Here is a 21,542-nt window from a genome sequence, read left to right on the forward strand (position 1 = left end):
AAACAAGCTTTTTTTTAATAAATGTTGTAAAATGAAAGTGATAATGAGTGAGAGGAGGAGCATGATGTCTGAGTCAGTTTATGTACATATTGATACTACTAGCAATGCGGTTGTGACTAAGGGGCTGACTATTAGTGATTTTTCAAACAACATCGTGCATTTCCCACAAAATTTATTGTTATTAGATCCTTCAGAAAATGCTGGTGAATACGAATCCCATACTGGGTTGAAAGTGATTCGTGGAACAGAAAATATCCAACGCTTTTTCTCTTCTGCACGTAATCGTAATCATTCGAGTGATTTAAAATGGATCGATTTTAACGACTTAACGATGCTGAAAGAATTAACGCCATTAGAAATTTCAGAATTGTTATATTTTGGACACATGAAGACCCATCTTCACTCACCATTTTTTTATAAATTACAAAATAATTTCGTCTACTTCGATCTTAACGATCAATTAGAACGAATCTATTACCGCTATTTAGATGAATTTTATCGGATTTTTGCCAATAAACTAAGTATCATCTTGTCAAAAAAAATCAATGAGAAAAAATCGTTTTTCAAACGAGATATTCCGGTCGAAAAAATTAGTGTGGAATTACTGAAGAATATGCGTAATTTGATGCAAGAAGGAATCATTTTTTCTTTTGAACAAGGTGGATTGATCGATAACGATTATCATATCCCGATCTACGTCATTGAAGATTATATTTGGAAGCTAAAAGGAACAAGATACCTTGATGAAGAAGCAATTGGCACCTTAGTTTATCATGCAGAAGAAAAACGCTGGGAGCTTGTAGGAGAAGCTGCGGAACTCAACTATACTCCTTTAAGCTGATGCTTGGATGTTCCATCATTTTATACTTATACAAAAAGAGCCTAGACACTTTTATAGTGACTGAGGCTCTTTTCGTTTATTTTTTCCCAATGAACAAAGCTGGAACTGTCCGCCCGATCCCAAGCAAAACAACCATTGTAACAATTCCTGTAGCCAAGGCACTTGCACCATTCATGACTAAAGAAAAGAGCCATGGATTCATTCCCCACAAAGCATAACTTCCCCAAAAAACGACGCCTGCGACAAAATGCCAGAAATATCTAGCACCAACACCAACTAAAGTTCCTAATATAATAGTGGTTGTCATCCCTTTTTTATTGCCCATCGTTAGACTGTTTTGCAGCATTTTAGCGAACACTCCTGCAAATCCTGCAAAGGTAAAAGCAATCGGATACTCGATCAATACTTGAATGACACTGAGATAATACACTTGTCCTGTTGGAAAATGTAAAATCCCCCAAATAAATCCTGATAAAATCCCTGCCTTCCAGCCTCTTCTTAACGCAAACAATGTCAGTGGAATCTGTCCTAATGAAATCTCAAAGCTACTACCTATTTGAAGAGGAATAAAGGATAACACCATCGCTAGTGCAGCTACAAGTGTCCCCTCAATCCATACTTTATATTTTTTCTCCATAAAAAAACTTCCTCCGTTCATTTGAAATCACAAAGGAGGAAGTAAATACAACATACTTCTACAACTAACGTTACATGACTAACGTCAATTGATCGTCACAATTCCTACGCTCGCATAACCGATACAGGTACGAAGGGTTTAGAAAAACTTCAATCTCAGCCTCATAAGGCTCCCCTTTGTGATACTATTCAATTTTTTAATTCTTATTTTTTTGTTTCAAACAATGGACTAACAGGTTTGTTTTCGTGGATACGTTTAATTGCATCACCCATCAAACCACCGACACTTACTTCATCGATTTTTTCGATCTTACGGTCATCTGGCAGATAGATCGAATCTGTTACAACTAAGCGTTCAATCGCAGAATCTTCAATACGCTGTAAAGCTGGTCCAGATAATACTGGATGTGTACATGATGCGTAGACACTTACTGCGCCTGCTTCTTTTAGTGCATTAGCCGCTAAGGTAATCGTCCCTGCTGTATCGATCATATCATCAATCAATACACAAGTTTTTCCTTCTACTTGCCCAATAATATTCATTACTTCTGCTACGTTTGCTTTTGGACGGCGTTTATCAATGATCGCAATTGGTGCTTTTAAAAATTCAGCCAATTTACGCGCACGAGTTACACCACCATGGTCAGGTGATACAACTACTACATCGTCCCCTTTAATCCCTTTTTCTAAGAAATAATTTGCAATCAATGGTGCACCCATCAAGTGATCAACAGGAATATCAAAGAATCCTTGGATTTGGACAGCATGTAAATCAAGCGTCAACATTCTAGTTGCTCCAGCTTTTTGAATCATGTTCGCCACAAGTTTTGCAGTGATTGGTTCTCTGGCACGAGCTTTACGATCTTGACGTGCATATCCATAGTAAGGCATTACTACGTTAATCGTTTTTGCACTGGCACGTTTCAAGGCATCAATCATGATCAGCAATTCCATTAAATTATCATTTACAGGACTACTCGTTGACTGAATAACATAAACATGTGATCCGCGAATACTTTCTTCAATATTCACTTGGATTTCTCCATCACTAAATTGAGTAACCGATGATTTACCCAATTCGACACCGACAGCTGCAGCAATTTTTTCTGCTAACGGGCGATTTGAATTTAACGCAAAAATTTTTAATCTTGGGTCAAAGTAATGTTTTGACATGGGGACCTCCACTTTCTTTTTCACAACTCTAGAATTCTACCTATTAAATACTAGTCATATTTTCTGAATAAATCAAGGGGTTTTACAAAAGTCTTAGTTTAAATAAGGGAGTTTTTTAGCATACTCTTCTTTATTGACCTGTCTTGCACGGGCAATTGCCATAGCATATTCAGGGATATCTTCTGTGATTGTTGACCCTGCAGCTACTGATGTATTTTTAGCAATTTCCACTGGGGCAATGATATTTGCATTAGAACCGATAAAACTATGATCCCCAATTGTTGTGCGGTGCTTGTTTTTCCCATCGTAATTCACAAAGACCACGCCACAACCAACATTGATTTCTTCACCTAATGTGGCATCACCGACATAAGTCAAATGACCAACTTTGGTATTTTTACCAATTTCAGCATTTTTGACTTCCACAAAATTACCAATATGGACACCTTCACCAATTTCTGCTTTTGGTCGTAAATGAGCAAATGGTCCCACGTCCGCATGACTTTTCACAAGACTTTTTTCGATCACAGAATGTTCAACTACCACATGATCTTCAATCACACTATCTACGATTCGAGAATGGGCACCGATCACGCAATCTGATCCAATGACGGTTTTACCTTGAAGTTGGACGCCTGCTTCGATCACTGTATCAGAACCAATCTCTACCCCGGCATCAATATAAGTCGTTGCTGGATCAACAAAACTTACACCATTGACCATATGCATTTTGTTGATTCTTTGGCGCATCAATTCATTAGCTTTAGCTAATGCAATACGATCATTGACTCCCATTGATTCGTCAAAGTCTTCTGTCTGATAAGCTGCTACTGTTTTTCCAGCATCTTTGAGGATTTCAATGATATCGGTCAAGTAGTACTCCCCTTGCGCATTGTCTGTTCCTACTTTGTTCAATGCTTCAAACAGAGCTTGATTGTCAAAACAATAAGTTCCTGTATTGATTTCTTGGACCAATGCTTCTTCTGGTGTAGTATCTTTTTGCTCAACGATTTTTTCAACGATCCCAATATGGTCACGAATGATACGGCCATATCCAGTTGGATCTTCGGCTTGTGCGGTTAGAATCGTGGCACTCGCATTTTTTCCTTGGTGATACTCAAATAAATTATTCAATGTTTCAGTGGTTAAAAGTGGTGTGTCGCCACTGATCACCAGTGTCGTGCCTTCTTTCCCTTGTAAAAAAGATGCGGCTTGTAATACTGCATGACCTGTACCAAGTTGTTCTGCTTGCAGAGCGTATTCACTACGTTCACCCAACTGTGCCTTTACTTGCTCAGCGCCATGCCCGACGATCGTGATGATTTGATCTGGGTTGGTTTCACTTACTCGATTGATAATATGTTCCACCATCGGCTGTCCTGAAACTGGATGTAAAACTTTATATAATTTTGACTTCATGCGAGTTCCTTTTCCCGCTGCCAAAATGATTGCATAACGTGCGTCCAACTGCGTCACTCCTAATTGTATTTGATGGTTTTAAGTTTAGCCCACTCTACTCAATTTTTCAACCAAGCAGACTATATTTGTAACTAGACCATTTTTATCTTTGGGGTTAAAAAATCAATTAGTCAATCAACAATAGTGAGAGAAAAATAGGGTTATATGAAAAAGGAGAACGAATTTCTCTCATCTGACAGATAACAGCTGGATATCTGATTTGTTGTTGCTGGTTGCTGTAGTGTTTCTATCGAAAATAAGCCAAAGAATTCCCAAAATAGGTGAAACTATTTTCGGATTCTCCGGCTTATTTCTCAGAGCTGGACACTTCTGTCACAATCTCTTCCAGCTATTATTGATCGGCAAACAGGTAAATTTTCAATCTCTAATCTTTGAAATAATTTCCTGGTACAACTGTAATATTTTTGGTCTTCGTGTCGACATCTTTTACGTATAGCAATGAAGTATAATCGTCAATTGCACGATGACCATTAAATTTGGATTCTGCAAAAACGGTGATTCCTACAAGTTCAGATTCAAACTCTTCGATCAAGCTCTTCATTCCATTGACTGTGCCGCCGCCTTTCATAAAATCATCAACGACTAGGACACGAGAACCCCGTTTAAGACTTCTTTTTGACAATTCCATCTTTTCGATTCGTTCAGAAGAACCAGAAACATAATTCACACTAACTGTCGATCCTTCTGTGATCTTTGAATCACGGCGTACGATAACAAACGGTGCATTTAAATAATAGGACACAGCTTGCGCGATCGGCACGCCTTTCGTAGCAACTGTCATCACTGCATCGATTTTTTCACCTAAATACTTAGAAGCAATGATTTTTCCAACTTGGCGCAATAATTCGGGCTCACCTAGTAAATCGGATAGATAAACATAACCTCCAGGCAACAAACGATCTTGTTCAGACAATCGTTCAGCTAACGACTCAATGTATTTTTTGGCTTCTTCGTAAGAAATCTCTGGTATAAATAAAACCCCACCAGCGGCACCTGGAATTGTTTCTAGGGTACCATACCCTCGTTCCTTAAATGTTTTTTTGATAATTGCCAAGTCTTCACTGATCGAAGATTTAGCAGATTCATAACGTTCGGCAAAACTTGTCAATGAAATTAATTCGTGAGGATGATCTAATAAATACTGAGTCATATCAACAAGACGTTCACTGCGACGTACTTTCACATATTTCAGCTCCTTTTAAGAAATTATATCGTTTTACATTATATAAGTTTTCATTTAAAAATTCGAGCATTTTGTAAGAAAATAAGTTAAATAGTTCGGTATTTATCTAAATATAAGAAAAAGCAATGAAAATTTTTCGTTTTCATCGCTTTTCTTTTTGATTTTTTATTTATTTTTTCGCTTAATGGAAACAAGCACCCGCTTGAACAAATTGACCACAAGAAACAACACGATAAAGACTAGTGTGATCGTCGCACCCGGTGGCGTATCTAGATAAAAGGAACTTGTTAGTCCCGATAACATGCCGATAAAGCCAACACCGATACTAATGGCAATCACCACATTGAAACTTTTGCCTAAGCGCATACCGATCGCTGCAGGCAGGACCATAATTGCTGAAATCAATAATGCCCCGGCAATTGGGATCATGACAGCAATCGCAACACCCGTGATCACGTTGAACAGCATTGACATACGGTGAACAGGCAGACCATCCACATGGGCGGTATCTTCATCAAAAGTCAGCACGTACATTGGTCGCTTGAACAAAAAGAATAAGAAACCAATAATAACAAATAATACACCCAAAAAGATAACTTGATCCCAAGTAATCGTCACAATCGAGCCAAAGAGGTACGATTGGATACTTGTGGCTGAGTTTCCACCACTAAGATTCATCAAAACTAATGCCAGCGCCAGTCCGCCAGCCATTAAGATCGCAATTGAAATTTCTGAGTAAGTACGATAAATCGTACGTAAATATTCTAAAATCACCGCAGCTAATATTACTACGAACATCGTAGTCAACGTTGGATTGATATTCAAAAAGAAACCCAATGCCACCCCTGCCAGTGAAACGTGTGACAGTGTATCTGCCATCAATGATTGTCTTCGGATCACTAAAAAGACACCTAACATTGGAGCAATCCCCGCAATAAAAATGGCTGCTAAAAAAGCTCGTCTCATGAATTCATATGAAAGCAACGCCATGGAGAATCCTCCTTTCTTACCAAACGAATTTGTCGATCTGCGTATTGCTTGATATCCTCATGATCATGAGTAATCATCAAAATTGCCTTGCCATGTTCATGGGCACTATGACGCAATAGTCGATAAAATTCATTACGAGATTCTTCATCCATCCCCGTTGTCGGTTCATCCAATATAAATAAATCTGGGTCAGTCGCAAAAATACGGGCTAAGCTAATCCGTTGTTTCTGTCCACCGGATAATTCTCCGATCCGTCGATGACGCATCTCCCACATTCCAACAGATTCTAAAGCTCGTTTAACATGCTGATGATCTTTTTCAGAAAGCCGTTTGAACCAACGTCCTCTCGGATAGCGACCGGAACGAACCAATTCTAAGACTGTACTTGGAAAGCCAGCATTAAAAGATGCCACTTGTTGGGGAATGTAACCAATACTTAATTTTTGTCCTTCTTGATTTTTTGGGGCGATTTTCACTGTTCCCTTAGAAGGTTTTAACAAGCCTAAGGAAGCTTTGATCAATGTTGATTTTGCTGCACCGTTTTCTCCTGTTAGAATAACGAACTCTCCTGCATCAACGTGATAAGACACATCTTCTAATACAGGTTCTTCATCATAATAAAAAGTCAAATCGGATATTTCGATATAATGCACGCGAAATGCCTCCGTTCTTAATTAATACTTTCTTTTAATGCTTTTAAGTTCTCTTCCATTACCGAAATATAATTTTCGCCGGCTTTGATTTGTTCACTTGTCAAACTCTCTAATGGATTCAATACTTCTAATTTAACACCCGTTTCTTTCGACAATGTTTCCGCCACTTTGGATGATGCATTTTCTTCAAAGTAAATCACTTTGATCTTATTTTTGTTCACAAAATCTTTTAGTTCAGCTAAGCGGCTTGGTGTGGGTTCTTGATCAGGCGTTACCCCTGCAATCGCTTGTTGGTGTAAATCATACTGATTCGCTAAATACGCAAATGCGGCATGTTGCGTCACAAACGTGCGGTTTTTGGCATCTTTGAGTGCATCCGTATATTTTTGGTTCAGGTTTTCTAATTTTTTGATATAAGCATCCGCATTTTTATCAAAAGTTGCCTTTTTATCAGGATACTTTTTCCCAAGCTCTGAAGCAATTGTTTTGACCTCTTTGATTGCTAACACAGGATCTAACCAAATATGTGGATCATACTCATGCGAATGACTTTCAGAAGAAGCTTCTTCATGTTCATGATCATGGTCATGGTCTTCTTCTGCTGATTTCAGACGATCAATTCCTTTAGCTGCTTCAATCATCAATGTTTTATTCGTATCGACAGAATCTTTCAATGAGTCAACAAAAAATTCCATATCTGGACTATTATAAACAAACACATCCGCATCAGCGATTTCTGCTTGTTGTTTTGCACTAGGTTCAAAATCATGTGGTTCAGTCCCAGACGGGATCAACAACTTGACGTTTCCTTCATTTCCAACTACTTCTTTCGTAAATTCATACATCGGATAAAAGGTCGTAACAATCGTTAACTCATTTTTCTTTGAATCCTTTTGGTTCGTACCACCACAAGCCGCTAATAAAAACATCCCTACAGCTAGTGTTAAACCAATCATATATTTTTTCATAAGACTCTCCTTTCGAACAAATCGTAAAATTACGATTTATCAACGGAACTTAATGTATCAGAATAAAAAAATAGAGTCAATAGAAATCCTTCAATTTCTGATTTATACGAATAAATTCAATGTAAACCGTAAAATGAATGATAGTTTGTTCATGTTACTGAGAGCAAAACAAGCTTTCTAGTCCATTTTTTCCAATTTCTAAATAGAATAAATAACGTTTAGAGTAGCTAAGCTGCAACCAACTCAAAAAAATCTCAAAACAGCTTCTTCTGTTTTGAGATTTTTTATTCTTCATCTCTTAGCAACAACTAGTTCTGGCCTATTTTACAACGTGCGTACTAAATATACTTCATCACAGAAACCTTTCAGCCCGTTATAGACTCTTTGTGCTCTTGAATAATGTTGACATAAGGCAAAGACTGTCGGTCCGCTTCCGCTCATCAAAGCGGCATCTGCCCCATACTTTAACATGCGTTCTTTGATTTGATGGATAATTGGATGACGTTTGCCGGTAACATCTTCTAAACTATTTCCCATGTATTGAATCATCGTATGGTAATCTTGTTGCTGGATTGCCTCCACTAGTCTAGGAATGTTCTGATGCTGGATTTTTTGCGCATCTACTTCTTTGAAGACGGTCCTAGTCGAAACACTCATTTTAGGTTTCACCAAGATTACCCAACACTGAGGCATTGAAGGGAGAACTTGGACCACTTCTCCTTTGCCGCCAACAAACGCAGTATTACCATAAACACAATAAGGCACATCCGTACCAACTTCCAAACCAATCTCAGCTAATTCTTCCAGAGAACAACCGAGATTCCATAGTTGATTGATCCCTCTCAGTGCAGCTGCACAATCTGTGCTGCCCCCACCCAGTCCAGCTGCAACTGGAATATTTTTTTTCACAAATATTTTTACGCCTTTTTTGATATGATACTTATTCTTAAGCAATGTTGCTGCTTGATAAACGTTATTTCGTTGATCTACTGGCAAAAATGCCTTATTCGTTTCTACGATGATTCGATCCTCAGGTATCTCTTCAAAGAATAAGTGATCTGCTAAATCTACACTCGACATTACCATTTCCAGCTCGTGATACTCATCGGGACGCTTGTACAAGACATCTAATCCCAAATTGATCTTAGCTGGTGCTTTTTCTATCAGTTCCATCCTCTCACCCATTCAAAAAGTCTAAGTCGCAAGTATTCTATCACAGAGAAAAATAAAAGTATAGCTCATACGAGTGACGTGTTTACGATCTTAGCGGTTTTCTCAGACCTTTTCTGTCTACAGATAAAACAAACCATCCTTCGACCACATTCATTTTCTCTAGCTACCGTCAATCGCTTTTTCACGTTTTAAACTATGGGTAGCTAAAACACGTCACCAGTTATTCCTCTATTTACGCAATTTACAATTCCGTTAATACTTCTTCTGCAAAACTGATACTTTTTTCTTTTCCCTTTCCAATTAGTATAAACAACTGTAATGTGGCAAATGTAAAACTGCTTCCCTTCATGTAAGCAAAATAGCGACCTTCCCAACGAGTGACATAGCGCAGTTTTTCTTCATAGGTCGATTGAAATGAGTAAAAGAAACTACCATAATTATAAACAATATGCATGATGCGCTCTTGAAAGAATGCAAAGTCTGTTTCCCCTACATTTGCTAACGGAGCTAAACCAAGATTTGTCTCAAGATAGCCCTTTTCTTGGTAGACAACAAATAGATTGACTAATAAATAATCGGATAGTTCAGCAGGTTCATCTGGCAATACACGTAATAGATCATAGCCTGCTTGGCTTTCAGATATTGGTTGCTCTGTAATAAATCCGACCACTTTTTGTTCTTTGCGTACCACTCCAACACCGCTGGCTAACAGATAAGATTCGTCAAAACGCCCAACAGAAAAATGCTTTTCTCTCGCACCATGTAACCACTGATCCGAAACCTCACTCACCGCAGCTAATAATTCCTCAGGTAATTGTTCGTACCAAGTGAAATGATAGCCTTCATTAGTTAGACGCTGGTACTCTAGCTGTTGATTGACCCAAGGCATTTCTTCTGTAGTCAAATCTGCCATTCCTACCTCGCCGACTTTTGTAAAATGAAAACCTAATTCATGCAACATTACCACATATTTTTCTGAGATCTTGTAAAAAGCAATTTGATACCCTAAGCAATCAGCTTTTTGCATAAATTCTGTAATAGCAGGACGAATCATTTTAGGATTGCCAATCGGGTCTCCCAAAACAAAGCATTTATTTCCTTTGATCTGGTAACCAAAGACGACTTGATCCTCTCCATTTTGTTGATAGTAATAATATTTATATCCTGGTAAACGAAGATAATGACTAGCAGATGTCCCCTGATAGACGGATAACATCTGTTTGAATCTTTCGATTTGTAAATCTGACCCTAACTCATTCGTTTCAGAAGCAAGGTACTGATACAATGCTACTAATGCCAACAGCGAGATCCCTAGACCAATCAAGCCTGAAAACCAAACTTCATCGGATGGGAACAGGAGAAAGCGATCAGCTGTCAATCGATTTACCCAAAAACGTCCACTATGATACCCTGCAATTGCATAGACGATAAATAGAAACCCAAACAAACATAGATCAAAAAGAATGGCACCCCATGAATAAACAAATTTCTTACGGTAAAATTCTTTCCGAGCTAGCCAGACAGCCAGGAGAATCAAGATATACACTAAAATCAATTGCCAAGATAATGTTCGAGTAACTGTGTTAATGATTCCAAAAGCTAATAAAGCAATAGTTGGTAAAAAAGCCTTCTTCACTTTCATTGCTAACGCTCTTCCCAACCCAAGCAATAAGAATCCAATCAATAGATTCAACGTTTGGTCTAAAAAATTAAACGAGAAAGGTAATAAAATCTGAAACAATCGACTGATCGCAGAAAGATTCGTAATCGTAGATAGTAACACCATCATGATCCCTGCAAAATAAACGGCTGTGACCAAAATAAAATGCGCGATTTTTTGAAAGAGCAGTCGTGGTATATTGTCTAAAAAACGATTCACTTTTACTCCAGTATGTGACAGAAATAAAAATAAGCCAACCGCAAAAGGAACCACATAATAAAACAAACGGTAATAAAGTAACCAAACCACTGCAATATCTTGTCGAACAGCTAACTGACTCATACCTAAGATCATCAACACATCAAATGTCCCGACACCCCCAGGAACCATTGTCAACATACCGATTAACGTAGCGATAATAAACATTGGATAAATCGAAAATAAGGAAATATCTACATCCATCAAATAACCAATCGCTAAAAAAACGACCAATGCTCCAGTCCATTGCCCCACAGAAGCTAACAGTAACCCGACTAGACCCTTAGGATAGAATTCCACAAATAATGTTCTTCTTTTTAAATAAGCAAAGAAAAAAATAGCCGGTGCTATCACACTACCGCCAAGTAACCAAATCCAATAACTTCTAAAAATACTAGTAGTTTGTAGAAAAAAAACATCAATGAACGTTAGAAATGACCATAATGATAAACCAGTCAACATAAATAATGCAACTTTAGAAACGGTAGCAAGTACCATTTTCCGATTTGTTTCTTTTCCATAAAAATTTGCTCTAAGACTAGCTCCAACAATTCCTCCAAAGCCCGCTAAGTTATTAATTGTATTCGTAATAAAAGCAGCTAAGAAAAAATCGTGACGCTTCATTTTAGGCTTCCCTTGTTTTTCCAACACGCGAATCGTCACCCAGTCATACAACAACATTGGCAAAACACCGATCAACCCCACTAAAACCATCAAAAACAGCGTAACATAACTTTGTTGTCGCATAGTTTGCCAAATATCTTGCCAACTCATTCCATTTGCAATATTTACGACTTGATTGGCAACGAAAACTATAATAGATCCAAAAAAAATCATTTTTAAAATCAAGCTATGATTTTTCAACCACTGAAATGCCGTATGACTTTTATTTTTCACACTTTACCATCCTTACTTGAAAACTTTCAATTTATAAATCAATGTTAGCTTATTTACCTTATTTTTACCACTTATGCACTAGTTTCACCTGTTTATGTATCTATCCACACGCTTTATTCTTTGCTTGCCCTTCATTGAAAAGAAAGCTATGCTAAAACAAAAGGAGAGGATAACATGAAAATTGGATTCATTGGAACAGGTAATATGGCGCAAGCAATCATTAACGGCTTGATTGAACACGAAACAGTGGCTAAAGAAGATATTTTTGTCTCAAGTGGTCATTTCGAAAATGCACAACGTTTTGCAGAAGCAACTGGTGTAACCGCCTGTCAAACAAATCAAGAAGTCGCAAAACAAGTAGATGTCATTTTACTGGCAGTCAAACCTAAAATCATTGACCAAGTACTGAAGGATTTAAGAAAATATAGTCAGAAATGTCTCTTTATTTCAATTGCTTCAGGAAAATCATTACATGATCTGGAAAAAGCCCTAAATGACCCCGAAGCGAAAATCATTCGTGTCATGCCAAACGTAAACGTTAGTGTGGGTGCAGGTGTCTCTGCTATCTGTAAAAATCATCATGTCACATATGAGGAATTCAAAGAAGCAACGCAAATCTTTGAAGCGATCGGCAGTGTCTATCCACTGGCAGAAGGTGATTTCAGTACGTTTATTGGGTTAGCCGGTAGTTCACCAGCATTTATTTATATGTTGATCGATGCCATGGGTCGTGCGGGTGTCTTTAATGGCTTACCTAAAAAAATGGCAACCGAGATCGCTGCCAAAGCTATTATGGGATCTTGTCAAAAATTCCTAGCAAGTGATGAAAACCCTTGGGAGCTAGTTGACCAGGTTTCTTCCCCTGGCGGAACAACCGTTGCAGGTGTTGTGGCTTTAGAAGAAGCTGGCTTCATTCCTGCTATTATCAAAGGGATCAATACAACGATCGAAAAAGATCGAGAAATGCTGGATAAGAAATAAAACGAATGAGTCTGAAGGAATCTTTTTACTAAAAAAAGTAGGACATTAATCAGATTTTTTCTGATTAATGTCCCAGATTCAGACTCTTCATTCTGAATTATTATTTTTCAATATTCACAATAAAACCTCTGAAACCTTTCATCCGTATATATTTTAGCAACAGCTAGATAAAGAGCCACAACCAAAACTACCACAACCAAGGCTACCCATTGTTCCGCAGATGGTATCTAGCGAAGCATTCAAACTATGTTCGTTGTTTAATACTGCTAATTCTTCAGAAACATTGCCTGCTTTCATTAATAGTCCTACTGCCATTTTCTTCACCTCCTTTCAAGTTGATCAATCATTTTTTATTGTCATCAACTGTTTGTTACACTTATCAATCTATTATTCAATCAGATCCTATCTCTTCATTCGTATTTTCGATTGAAGGATTTATCTATAAATCGAATAAAAGTATGTTTGGTATGTTAGGGTTCTCCAACGCTAACAATCCCAAAATCACCCCGGAAAGACCGGTCATCAAACCAACATCTAGAAACTCGTCTTCTAAACAACTTTCATTAATTGTTCGTTTGTCTAAGTATGCATTCCAATCATCGAGTAAGAACGCATATGACTTTATATTATGATGAATGAAGAAATGACGATAAAGCCACATATTTCCTAAAAAGCCATGACATAAGCAACTATCTACACGTTCTTTGTTTAATTCTTCTTTTAATCGAGCAAAATATAATAGCTCCTCTGGGCTTTCTCCTTCCATAAGATATCGATGAGTAAGCATTCCTACAAGACCATTACAATAAAAAGTATTTTGCTCAATCCATTTTTCTCCTCTTGTATCAAACCACACACCGTTTTTACGATGTTGGTTTTCAAATAAGGTAACTGCGCCAATCGTTTCTTTTATTTTGGTTACCGAAAATAACTCTTCATAAATCGCTAAAGCATAAAGAATACCTGATGTTCCGTGAGAAAAACCTAAAATAAGTTTCTTTTCTACAGAGGATTCCCAATAACTTCCTTTTCCCTCTGATTCTATTAAATTATTTAATAAATTCTCCACACAAAGTCCAATTAATTTTTTTAATTCTTTATTAGGACTCTTTTTATAAATATTACAAAAAAGTAGTAATAACCCCGCCGTACCACTCATAATATCCAGAATTTTGTCTTTTTTTATTTTTTGTCCCAGATATTGAAGGATATCTTGCTCAATTGCGATCAGTTTTGATGTTCGCAAGGATGGAGCAATCAAATTAAATAAATAGATATAACCACCTAATCCAGAAAAAACCCCTATATCATAATTTTTTTGATTAGATAAATCAAAATGATCAAGTAAATCATTCAATATTAATAGAAATCTGTTTTTGTAATCAAAATCATTTTTTGTTTTCCATAAATAATAGTAAGTGATTGCTACACCAATTTTCCCATTATACAAACTGTTATTCATTGGCTGCAGTTTTAAACGAATTTTAAAATCTTTGTCTTTTGTTAAATCTTCATAACCGGTATGAAGCCACGTCACCTGCTTATTGTGTACTATCCTTTTACTATGGATGTAAGATTCTAAAGTCTTGATCTCATCATTTTTTTCTCCAATTATAAAAAGATCTTCTAACGTAATATTTTTATCTCCAAAGCTTTTTTGCAAAATATTTAATTGGTAGTTTAAATCTTTCTCACTAAGAGAATGGATCTTTTTTTTCCATAGTGTTAAGAAATCTATACGACTGTTATTCGTAAATGTCATTTTTTTTGAAATGTTAAGTGTATTTGAGTTAAGTTTTGAAAAAACATAAGGGATATCCCCCTCTAGTATGTCCTCAATTTCATAGGTAAGAAATGGTGTAGAACCAAATCTTGCCATTTGAGAATAGACAAATAACAAGCGATCAAACGGTGCTGTCAAGAACCTAGGATGATAACTTAAAGTCGCTATTTTACTGTAAGTTGCTGTTGGTTTTATTAAATGTCGGATAGTAATATCATTTTTATAGCGCTCAACAATATCAATCAGCTCTGATTTTTTATCCAAAAATAGGTGAAATGTTTCTGTAAATCCTTGATAGATCTGTTGCTTATAGTCTAAAAAACGATAATTTTGTCCATGATACATCGGAACATTAGAATATGAATATTTAAATTCATCAGAATTTTCAGTGAATTTAATTTCTAAATCATCTTCTGAAACAATCAATTGTGGTACTGAAAAACGTTGGAATAAGTTTTCATGGCTTCCTAAAGCCGAAATATCATCTTTAAAAAATTCGTTGTACATAGGTACAATTCCAGAATTAAGAACAGAATTAGTCAAAATTTCATGTATCTTATCATTTACAGATAATGCTTCCATACGATCTAAATTGTTAAACAAGCATTCTAAATCAATGAGCATGGGTGAACCACCACTTGCAATTAGATTTTCAAGATGAATATCCGAAGCATTTAAATAGAAAAGAATTGCAATAATTGCCCCCATTTTATAATAGAAATCTTGAACTTCTTCTTCTGATTGACAAGGATCACTTACAATAAATTCTGACCAAGAATACGTTTTACGATTCAATAATTTTATTTGTGCTAGTTGTTTGTTAAAATTATTTTTATTAAATAAAGCAACGCATTCTCCAAATAATAAATCATTGTAATTACTTCGTGGTTTATAAATAATTTTATTCTTTTTACCTGTTATCACGAGTGGAAATTTTCCTGACAGATGCGGATCACCCAAAGAAAATTCAACTCCTATTTCTTGATCAAGTTGAATACTAAACAATTCGTTAATTTCCTTTGAATCATACTCTACATGTTGGATAACTTCAGAAATGTAACAGATTGTTTCTTTGATTTTTTTATCTATTAAATTGAATAAAACAGGAAATCTTTGAAACAAACCTGTGACGTATTTCTCATTAGATAAATAATTTCTAATATAACTTTTCACAGAGAGTTTTTGTAACTGTGATTTTAATAGATTAAAGTCATAAACAATCGTTCGCAAAAGAATCTCATGAATATCTTTGCAAAGGTTTTCATTAATGTTATTGCTAACATTTTTGTATTTTATTAGATTTGGGTACTTCATAAAATATTGCTCAGTTAGCTTTATTGTTACTTGTTGCGAGAATTTTTCAATTGAATCAACTTGTCTCCATTCTTTTAGTTCATTCAACATCTCTTCGTTCTGATCTTTTAGCAGTTTTTTTGAATGAACATACTGTTCCTTAAATTCATTAATATTCTGAAAATGAAAAAATTGTAAAAATTCCTCTTGCATATCTGAAGTCATAAATTCTGCTAAATTGTATTCCAACAACTCATAATTATCCATCTGCTTACCCCACCTCATCTATATTTAGATCATATAGAATCAATTACTTGTGTTTTCAAGAACAAAAACTATATCTTTCTACCCAATAAATCCTAGTAAAAAATTGTACATAAAATTGATTTCAAACTCATAGATCAATATATTACTAGTTTATACAACTTTTATCTCTCGTTAACAAAATGTACAATAATGCAACAAATTTTATTTCCTAACTATTCTTCATCCTAGTTTGATTTTCTAGTAGTCATTAAGAATAATTTTGATCTACTTTAATGATAGAATAATCGTCTCTAGTTAGATTATGCATACTTCTTATTAAGAAGCTAATTTAGAACTCAAAGTTAACACACCATGTTTATAGCTGCTCAACCTCTTATCAAAATAATGTTAAAACGATCAAGCTTGATTAAATAGTGGTTTAAAACAAAAAAGACGCTACGATTATCCTAACTAATCGTAACGTTCTTTTATTTTTTACTTAGCGTAGTCTGTCGCACGCGTTTCACGAATAACGATGACTTTGATATGCCCTGGATAATCTAATTCTTCTTCAATTCGTTTACGAATATCTCGTACTAAACGAACTGCATCTAAATCAGAGATCTCTTCTGGTTTTACCATAACCCGAACTTCTCGTCCAGCTTGAACAGCAAAACTAGATTCTACTCCGGCAAAGCTATTTGAAATGTTTTCTAAGCTTCTTAGGCGACGGATATAATTTTCCAAGGATTCACTTCTAGCTCCTGGTCGTGCAGCGGATAAGGCATCTGCAGCAGCTACCAAGACAGAAATAACTGACGTTGCTTCAACATCTCCATGATGAGATGCAATCGCATTGATCACTACAGGATTTTCTTTGTATTTAGCAGCTAACTCTGCGCCGATCTCTACGTGAGAACCTTCGATTTCATGATCTAATGCTTTCCCGATATCATGAAGCAAACCAGCTCGTTTAGCTAATTGGATATCTTCGCCTAACTCAGCGGCTAGTATACCTGACAATTTAGCAACCTCTACTGAATGTTTCAAAACATTTTGTCCATAGCTAGTTCTAAAATGAAGACGACCCATGATTTTGATCAAATCTGGATGAAGGGTATGCGCACCAACTTCAAACGCCGCTTCTTCCCCGTACTCACGGATTCGTTCATCCATTTCTTTACGCGATTTTTCGACCATTTCTTCGATTCGTGCAGGATGGATCCGTCCATCTTGGATCAGTTTTTCTAAAGTCATCCGAGCGATTTCTCTACGAATTGGATCAAAACCTGAAAGGACCACTGCTTCTGGTGTATCATCAATGATCAAGTCAATTCCAGTCAATGTTTCTAGTGTACGGATATTTCGTCCTTCTCGACCAATGATGCGTCCTTTCATTTCATCATTTGGTAAAGTTACTACGGATACGGTTGTTTCAGATACTTGGTCTGCCGCACAGCGCTGAATCGCTAACGATAAAAGATTTTTGGCTTTACGATCTGCTTCTTCTTTTGCACGTTGTTCCGATTCTTTGACCATTAACGTCAATTCATGATTCAATTCTTCTTCAGTTGATTTCATGATGACATCTTTTGCATCTTCTTTAGATAAACCAGCAATTTTTTCTAATTCTCTTTGTTGTTCTTCAATCAACTTTTCAACGTCTTTTTCTCGCTCTTCAATCAATTGCTGTTTTGAACTAAGTGCTTCTTCTTTGCTTTCAAGTGAGGTCTCACGTTTTTCCAATGAGTCATCCTTACGATTCAACGTTTGTTCACGCTGAATTAAACGATTTTCTTGAGATTTTAATTCTAACTTGCTTTCTCTCAACTCACTCTCCACTTCAGAACGATATTTCTGGTTTTCCTCCTTAGCTTCTAACAATGCTTCTTTTTTTAGAGTTTCTGCTTCTTTCTTTGCACTATCAATAATTCCAGCTGCTGATGATTGAGCACCTGCAATTTCTTTTTCATGACGTGACTTTGCAACCATAAACCCTAAACCAAGACCGACAATTAAACCGATGATAGCGAGGAGAATATTGAATACCATAAAATCCACCTCCATACTATCTTTTTCATTTTTATCATCTATATAACTTTTATGATAAAGTACTCTAAACTTGTTAATATGCTTTATGCATAGGTGTACAAAAACATGCACAAGTTTATTCTAATGTTTGTACCCCGTAGTGTCAACTTTAAATACATAAGAAACGGCTTTCTCGATTTTCATTTAAAGGTCATTTTATGAATAAAAGATAATATTAAATAATAACCAAAACATATTAAGAACAAATAATTTTGCATTAATGAAAATTAAGAACAAAAAATGACTTTTAAGTAACATGTTATCCTTTCATTTAAGTAGAATAGTCCCTTTCTGTCGATGTAGTCAATCACTGCTTAAACATCCCCCATTTTCCATTATGTTTTAGGAGAAAGTATAGTCAAATGACTACTTAAAAGACAAAAAATAAGCCGAAATTTTAAAAAATTTCGGCTTATTAGATTCAATCGACAACATATCAAAGGAAAACATTTTCTCTGAACGACGCGAGTTCTCTCGATGCTCAAACATCCTTTGAATAGTTATTCGATTATTTCTATCTCTTACTTCGTCTTATTCCTCTAAAGGAAGTTCTGCTTGCGTTTCTTCGGGTATTTCTACATCTTCACCGATCCCATAAGCCGCCCGGACTAAAGCAGAAACTTCTGCCATCATTTCAGGATGAGTGGACATGTAATTTTTTGCATTCTCACGACCTTGTCCAATACGATCTTCTTTGTAAGAATACCAAGCACCACTTTTATCAACGATATCTTTTTCAACCGCCATATCAAGCAATTCTCCTTCTTGAGAAATTCCTTGCCCATACATCACATCGACTTCAGCAATTTTGAATGGTGGCGCTACTTTATTTTTAACTACTTTGATCTTCGTACGGTTACCAACAATGTCTGTTCCTTGTTTCAATTGTTCCGCACGGCGCACTTCTAAACGAATCGTTGCATAGAATTTTAATGCACGTCCACCAGGTGTGATTTCAGGATTACCGAACATCACTCCAACTTTTTCACGAATTTGGTTAATGAAAATAGCGATCGTTTTTGTTTTATTGATCGACCCAGATAGTTTACGCAATGCTTGTGACATTAATCGAGCTTGTAACCCTACGTGAGAGTCACCCATTTCTCCATCGATTTCAGCACGTGGAACTAAAGCTGCAACCGAATCGACTACTACGATATCTACTGCACCACTTGATACAAGCGCATCAGCGATTTCTAGTCCTTGTTCCCCAGTATCTGGTTGTGAAAGAAGTAATTCGTCAATGTTTACCCCTAATTTTTGAGCATATTGTGGGTCTAAGGCATGCTCAGCATCGATAAAAGCGGCTGTTCCGCCATTTTTTTGTACTTCAGCGATTGCATGCAAGGCAACGGTTGTCTTACCTGAACTTTCAGGACCATATACTTCAATGATACGTCCTCGTGGGTAACCACCAACACCTAAAGCAACATCTAATGCAAGAGAACCACTTGGGATAGTCGAAACTTGTTGGTCGATTTTTTCGCCAAGTTTCATGATCGAGCCTTTCCCATAGTTCTTTTCAATTTTTTTCAACGCAGCATCTAAGGCTGCTTTACGATCATCTGCCAATACGATAATCCTCCTTATATTCACAAATCAGTGCGACATTTCATTGTACTAATCATATCGTTTTTAATGACAAAAAGCAAGAAAAAACCGAACAAATATTCGCATTTATTTTTTTCTTAATAGTTGTCTTCTAATGAGATCAAATCCTTGCATTACTGCGCTATTCCTTATATGAGAACGGTCTCTGGTAAATTGGTATTTCTGCGAAATGACCTCCCCTTCACTTGTTGCAACCGCGATCCAAACTGTTCCAGCTGGCTGTCCTTCTAAGGTATCTGGTCCAGCCACTCCAGTAAACGAAATCGCATAATCTGTTTTTGCTAAATTACGTGCTTGGATAGCCATTTGTTCTGCACATTCTTGGCTGACGGTTCCATGCTGCTTCAATAGTGCATCATCGATGTGTAAAAATTCTGCTTTAGTTTCTAAAGAATAGGTAATGAAGCCTCCTGGGAAGACTTGAGAAACACCAGAGATCTCTCCCAAAGCTGATTGAAAGGCTCCAGCAGTCAAACTTTCTGCTGCAGTTATTGTTTGGTTTCTTTCCTTTAATAATTCTACGACCACTTTAGGCAATGAATTATCATCACCATATCCATAGAAGTACTCACCTACTCTCGCCAATACTTTTTCTTCCAAAGCAAGTAAGGCTTGGTTTCCTGCATGTTTGTCTTTGGTCTTCACAGTTAATCGTAAAGTGACTTCGTTAGGTTTTGCGTAAGGGGCAATCGTTGGGTTGATCTGTGTTTCAATCAAGTCTTTTAATTCTGTGACTAGTTGGGATTCCCCGATACCGTAAAAACGTAAAACTTTTGAGATCAGCATTTCTTCAGATGGAAAGTTTTGCTCCAATAATGGGCGAGCTTGTTCAATGAACATTGGCTTTAATTCACTCGGTGGTCCAGGTAACAAGAGATAGACATGGTCCGCTGTTTGATAGAACGTACCTAATGCTAAGCCTGTGCGATTAGGTAAAGCAATCCCCCCATCGATGATTTGTGATTGTTGTAAATTGTTTTCAGTCATTTTACGCTTGGTCGTTTCAAAAAATGCTAACAATTTTTTATAGCCTTCGGTGTTTTGGATCAATTCTTCCCCTAGATGTTTCGCAGTAACTTCTTTCGTCAGGTCGTCTTCTGTCGGTCCCAACCCTCCACATAAAATGATCAAGTCACTTCTGGTTTCTGCTAATTGGAGTAATGATTCTAAGCGGTCGGGATTATCACCAACCACCGTTTGATAATACACATCAATCCCGAGGTCTGCTAACTGTTCGGATAAAAACGTGGCATTCGTGTTGACTACTTGTCCTAGTAAAAGTTCTGTCCCTACTGCTATGATTTCTGATTTCATTTTTTCGCTTCCTTCATTACAACAGACGAATTCTCGTTGGCCTGTTTTGGTCTCTTCTCAATCTCTTTTTATCTACTAATAGTATACGCCATTTGCTAAACGTTTCATTTATCATTTGCTCATTTTCTGATAAAGAGTTTCATCATTTTCATCTTCATCATAAGATAGCTAGGCATCTAGCTAGTTTAGAAAAATGGCGATCAAATAAATGATTGAAACGTGAATCAGCATAAATAAATTCGTCTTACCCAAAAATATAAAATGTTATTTTGGGGTAAGACGAATTATCGAAATGGCACATCTTTGTAAAGA

General features: G+C 36.6%; 16 protein-coding genes and 1 riboswitch. Of the genes, 2 read left to right on the top strand and 14 right to left on the bottom strand.

Annotated elements, in window-relative coordinates; translation table 11 throughout:
- Positions 1–64 precede the first annotated feature (64 nt).
- Complete coding sequence (locus IGJ23_RS12580; protein ID WP_010720607.1) at positions 65–841, top strand: hypothetical protein; 777 nt, start codon at positions 65–67, stop codon at positions 839–841.
- 76 nt (positions 842–917) lie between these two features.
- Here IGJ23_RS12580 and thiT read toward each other — a convergent pair whose 3' ends face one another.
- The 9 genes from thiT to mprF all read right to left on the bottom strand — a co-directional run bounded on the left by thiT (position 918) and on the right by mprF (position 11,851).
- Entirely contained in the window at positions 918–1,478 is a 561-nt protein-coding gene (gene thiT, locus IGJ23_RS12585; RefSeq protein ID WP_438775047.1) for an energy-coupled thiamine transporter ThiT, read from the bottom strand.
- A gap of 84 nt (positions 1,479–1,562) precedes the next feature.
- A riboswitch (TPP riboswitch) is annotated at positions 1,563–1,664 on the bottom strand.
- 17 nt (positions 1,665–1,681) lie between these two features.
- Positions 1,682–2,650 carry a ribose-phosphate diphosphokinase gene (locus IGJ23_RS12590; protein WP_010737274.1) on the bottom strand — a complete coding sequence of 323 codons (969 nt, stop codon included), beginning with the start codon at positions 2,648–2,650 and terminating at the stop codon, positions 1,682–1,684.
- A 93-nt stretch (positions 2,651–2,743) separates the two neighbouring features.
- A complete protein-coding gene (gene glmU / locus IGJ23_RS12595; protein WP_010737273.1) occupies positions 2,744–4,117 on the bottom strand; it encodes a bifunctional UDP-N-acetylglucosamine diphosphorylase/glucosamine-1-phosphate N-acetyltransferase GlmU in 1,374 nt (457 codons plus the stop codon).
- A gap of 376 nt (positions 4,118–4,493) precedes the next feature.
- Positions 4,494–5,312 (bottom strand): pur operon repressor, encoded by an 819-nt coding sequence (purR, locus tag IGJ23_RS12600; protein WP_010720611.1) that lies wholly within the window; start codon positions 5,310–5,312, stop codon positions 4,494–4,496.
- A gap of 165 nt (positions 5,313–5,477) precedes the next feature.
- A complete protein-coding gene (locus IGJ23_RS12605; RefSeq protein WP_010720612.1) occupies positions 5,478–6,302 on the bottom strand; it encodes a metal ABC transporter permease in 825 nt (274 codons plus the stop codon).
- Complete coding sequence (locus IGJ23_RS12610; RefSeq protein ID WP_010737272.1) at positions 6,275–6,955, bottom strand: metal ABC transporter ATP-binding protein; 681 nt, start codon at positions 6,953–6,955, stop codon at positions 6,275–6,277. The genes IGJ23_RS12605 and IGJ23_RS12610 overlap by 28 nt, the downstream gene beginning before the upstream one ends.
- 17 nt (positions 6,956–6,972) lie before the next feature.
- On the bottom strand, positions 6,973–7,923 hold the full coding sequence (locus IGJ23_RS12615) for a metal ABC transporter substrate-binding protein (protein WP_010720614.1): 951 nt from the start codon (positions 7,921–7,923) through the stop codon (positions 6,973–6,975).
- A 324-nt stretch (positions 7,924–8,247) separates the two neighbouring features.
- Positions 8,248–9,096: a 4-(cytidine 5'-diphospho)-2-C-methyl-D-erythritol kinase gene (gene ispE, locus IGJ23_RS12620; RefSeq protein ID WP_014834412.1), complete on the bottom strand. Its 849-nt coding sequence runs from the start codon at positions 9,094–9,096 to the stop codon at positions 8,248–8,250.
- Positions 9,097–9,337: 241 nt separating this feature from the next.
- Positions 9,338–11,851 (bottom strand): bifunctional lysylphosphatidylglycerol flippase/synthetase MprF, encoded by a 2,514-nt coding sequence (gene mprF, locus IGJ23_RS12625; protein WP_438775079.1) that lies wholly within the window; start codon positions 11,849–11,851, stop codon positions 9,338–9,340.
- Between the two features lie 234 nt (positions 11,852–12,085).
- Between mprF and proC the strand changes: the two genes are divergently transcribed.
- Positions 12,086–12,892: a pyrroline-5-carboxylate reductase gene (gene proC, locus IGJ23_RS12630; protein ID WP_010720617.1), complete on the top strand. Its 807-nt coding sequence runs from the start codon at positions 12,086–12,088 to the stop codon at positions 12,890–12,892.
- Between the two features lie 153 nt (positions 12,893–13,045).
- On the opposite strand, the gene IGJ23_RS12635 is transcribed toward proC, so the two are convergent.
- The 5 genes from IGJ23_RS12635 to IGJ23_RS12655 form a co-directional block, all read right to left on the bottom strand.
- On the bottom strand, positions 13,046–13,207 hold the full coding sequence (locus IGJ23_RS12635; RefSeq protein WP_010720618.1) for a hypothetical protein: 162 nt from the start codon (positions 13,205–13,207) through the stop codon (positions 13,046–13,048).
- Positions 13,208–13,331: 124 nt separating this feature from the next.
- Positions 13,332–16,235 (bottom strand): type 2 lanthipeptide synthetase LanM, encoded by a 2,904-nt coding sequence (lanM, locus tag IGJ23_RS12640; protein WP_161298821.1) that lies wholly within the window; start codon positions 16,233–16,235, stop codon positions 13,332–13,334.
- A 474-nt stretch (positions 16,236–16,709) separates the two neighbouring features.
- Positions 16,710–18,266 carry a ribonuclease Y gene (rny, locus tag IGJ23_RS12645; protein ID WP_010720620.1) on the bottom strand — a complete coding sequence of 519 codons (1,557 nt, stop codon included), beginning with the start codon at positions 18,264–18,266 and terminating at the stop codon, positions 16,710–16,712.
- Positions 18,267–18,836: 570 nt separating this feature from the next.
- Positions 18,837–19,877, bottom strand: a complete 1,041-nt coding sequence (recA, locus tag IGJ23_RS12650; RefSeq protein ID WP_010720621.1) for a recombinase RecA — start codon at positions 19,875–19,877, stop codon at positions 18,837–18,839.
- Between the two features lie 105 nt (positions 19,878–19,982).
- Complete coding sequence (locus IGJ23_RS12655) at positions 19,983–21,230, bottom strand: competence/damage-inducible protein A (RefSeq protein WP_081204242.1); 1,248 nt, start codon at positions 21,228–21,230, stop codon at positions 19,983–19,985.
- Positions 21,231–21,542 lie beyond the last annotated feature (312 nt).

The sequence above is a fragment of the Enterococcus sp. DIV1682a genome, assembly GCF_051711005.1.
GTDB classification, from domain to species: domain Bacteria; phylum Bacillota; class Bacilli; order Lactobacillales; family Enterococcaceae; genus Enterococcus_B; species Enterococcus_B hirae.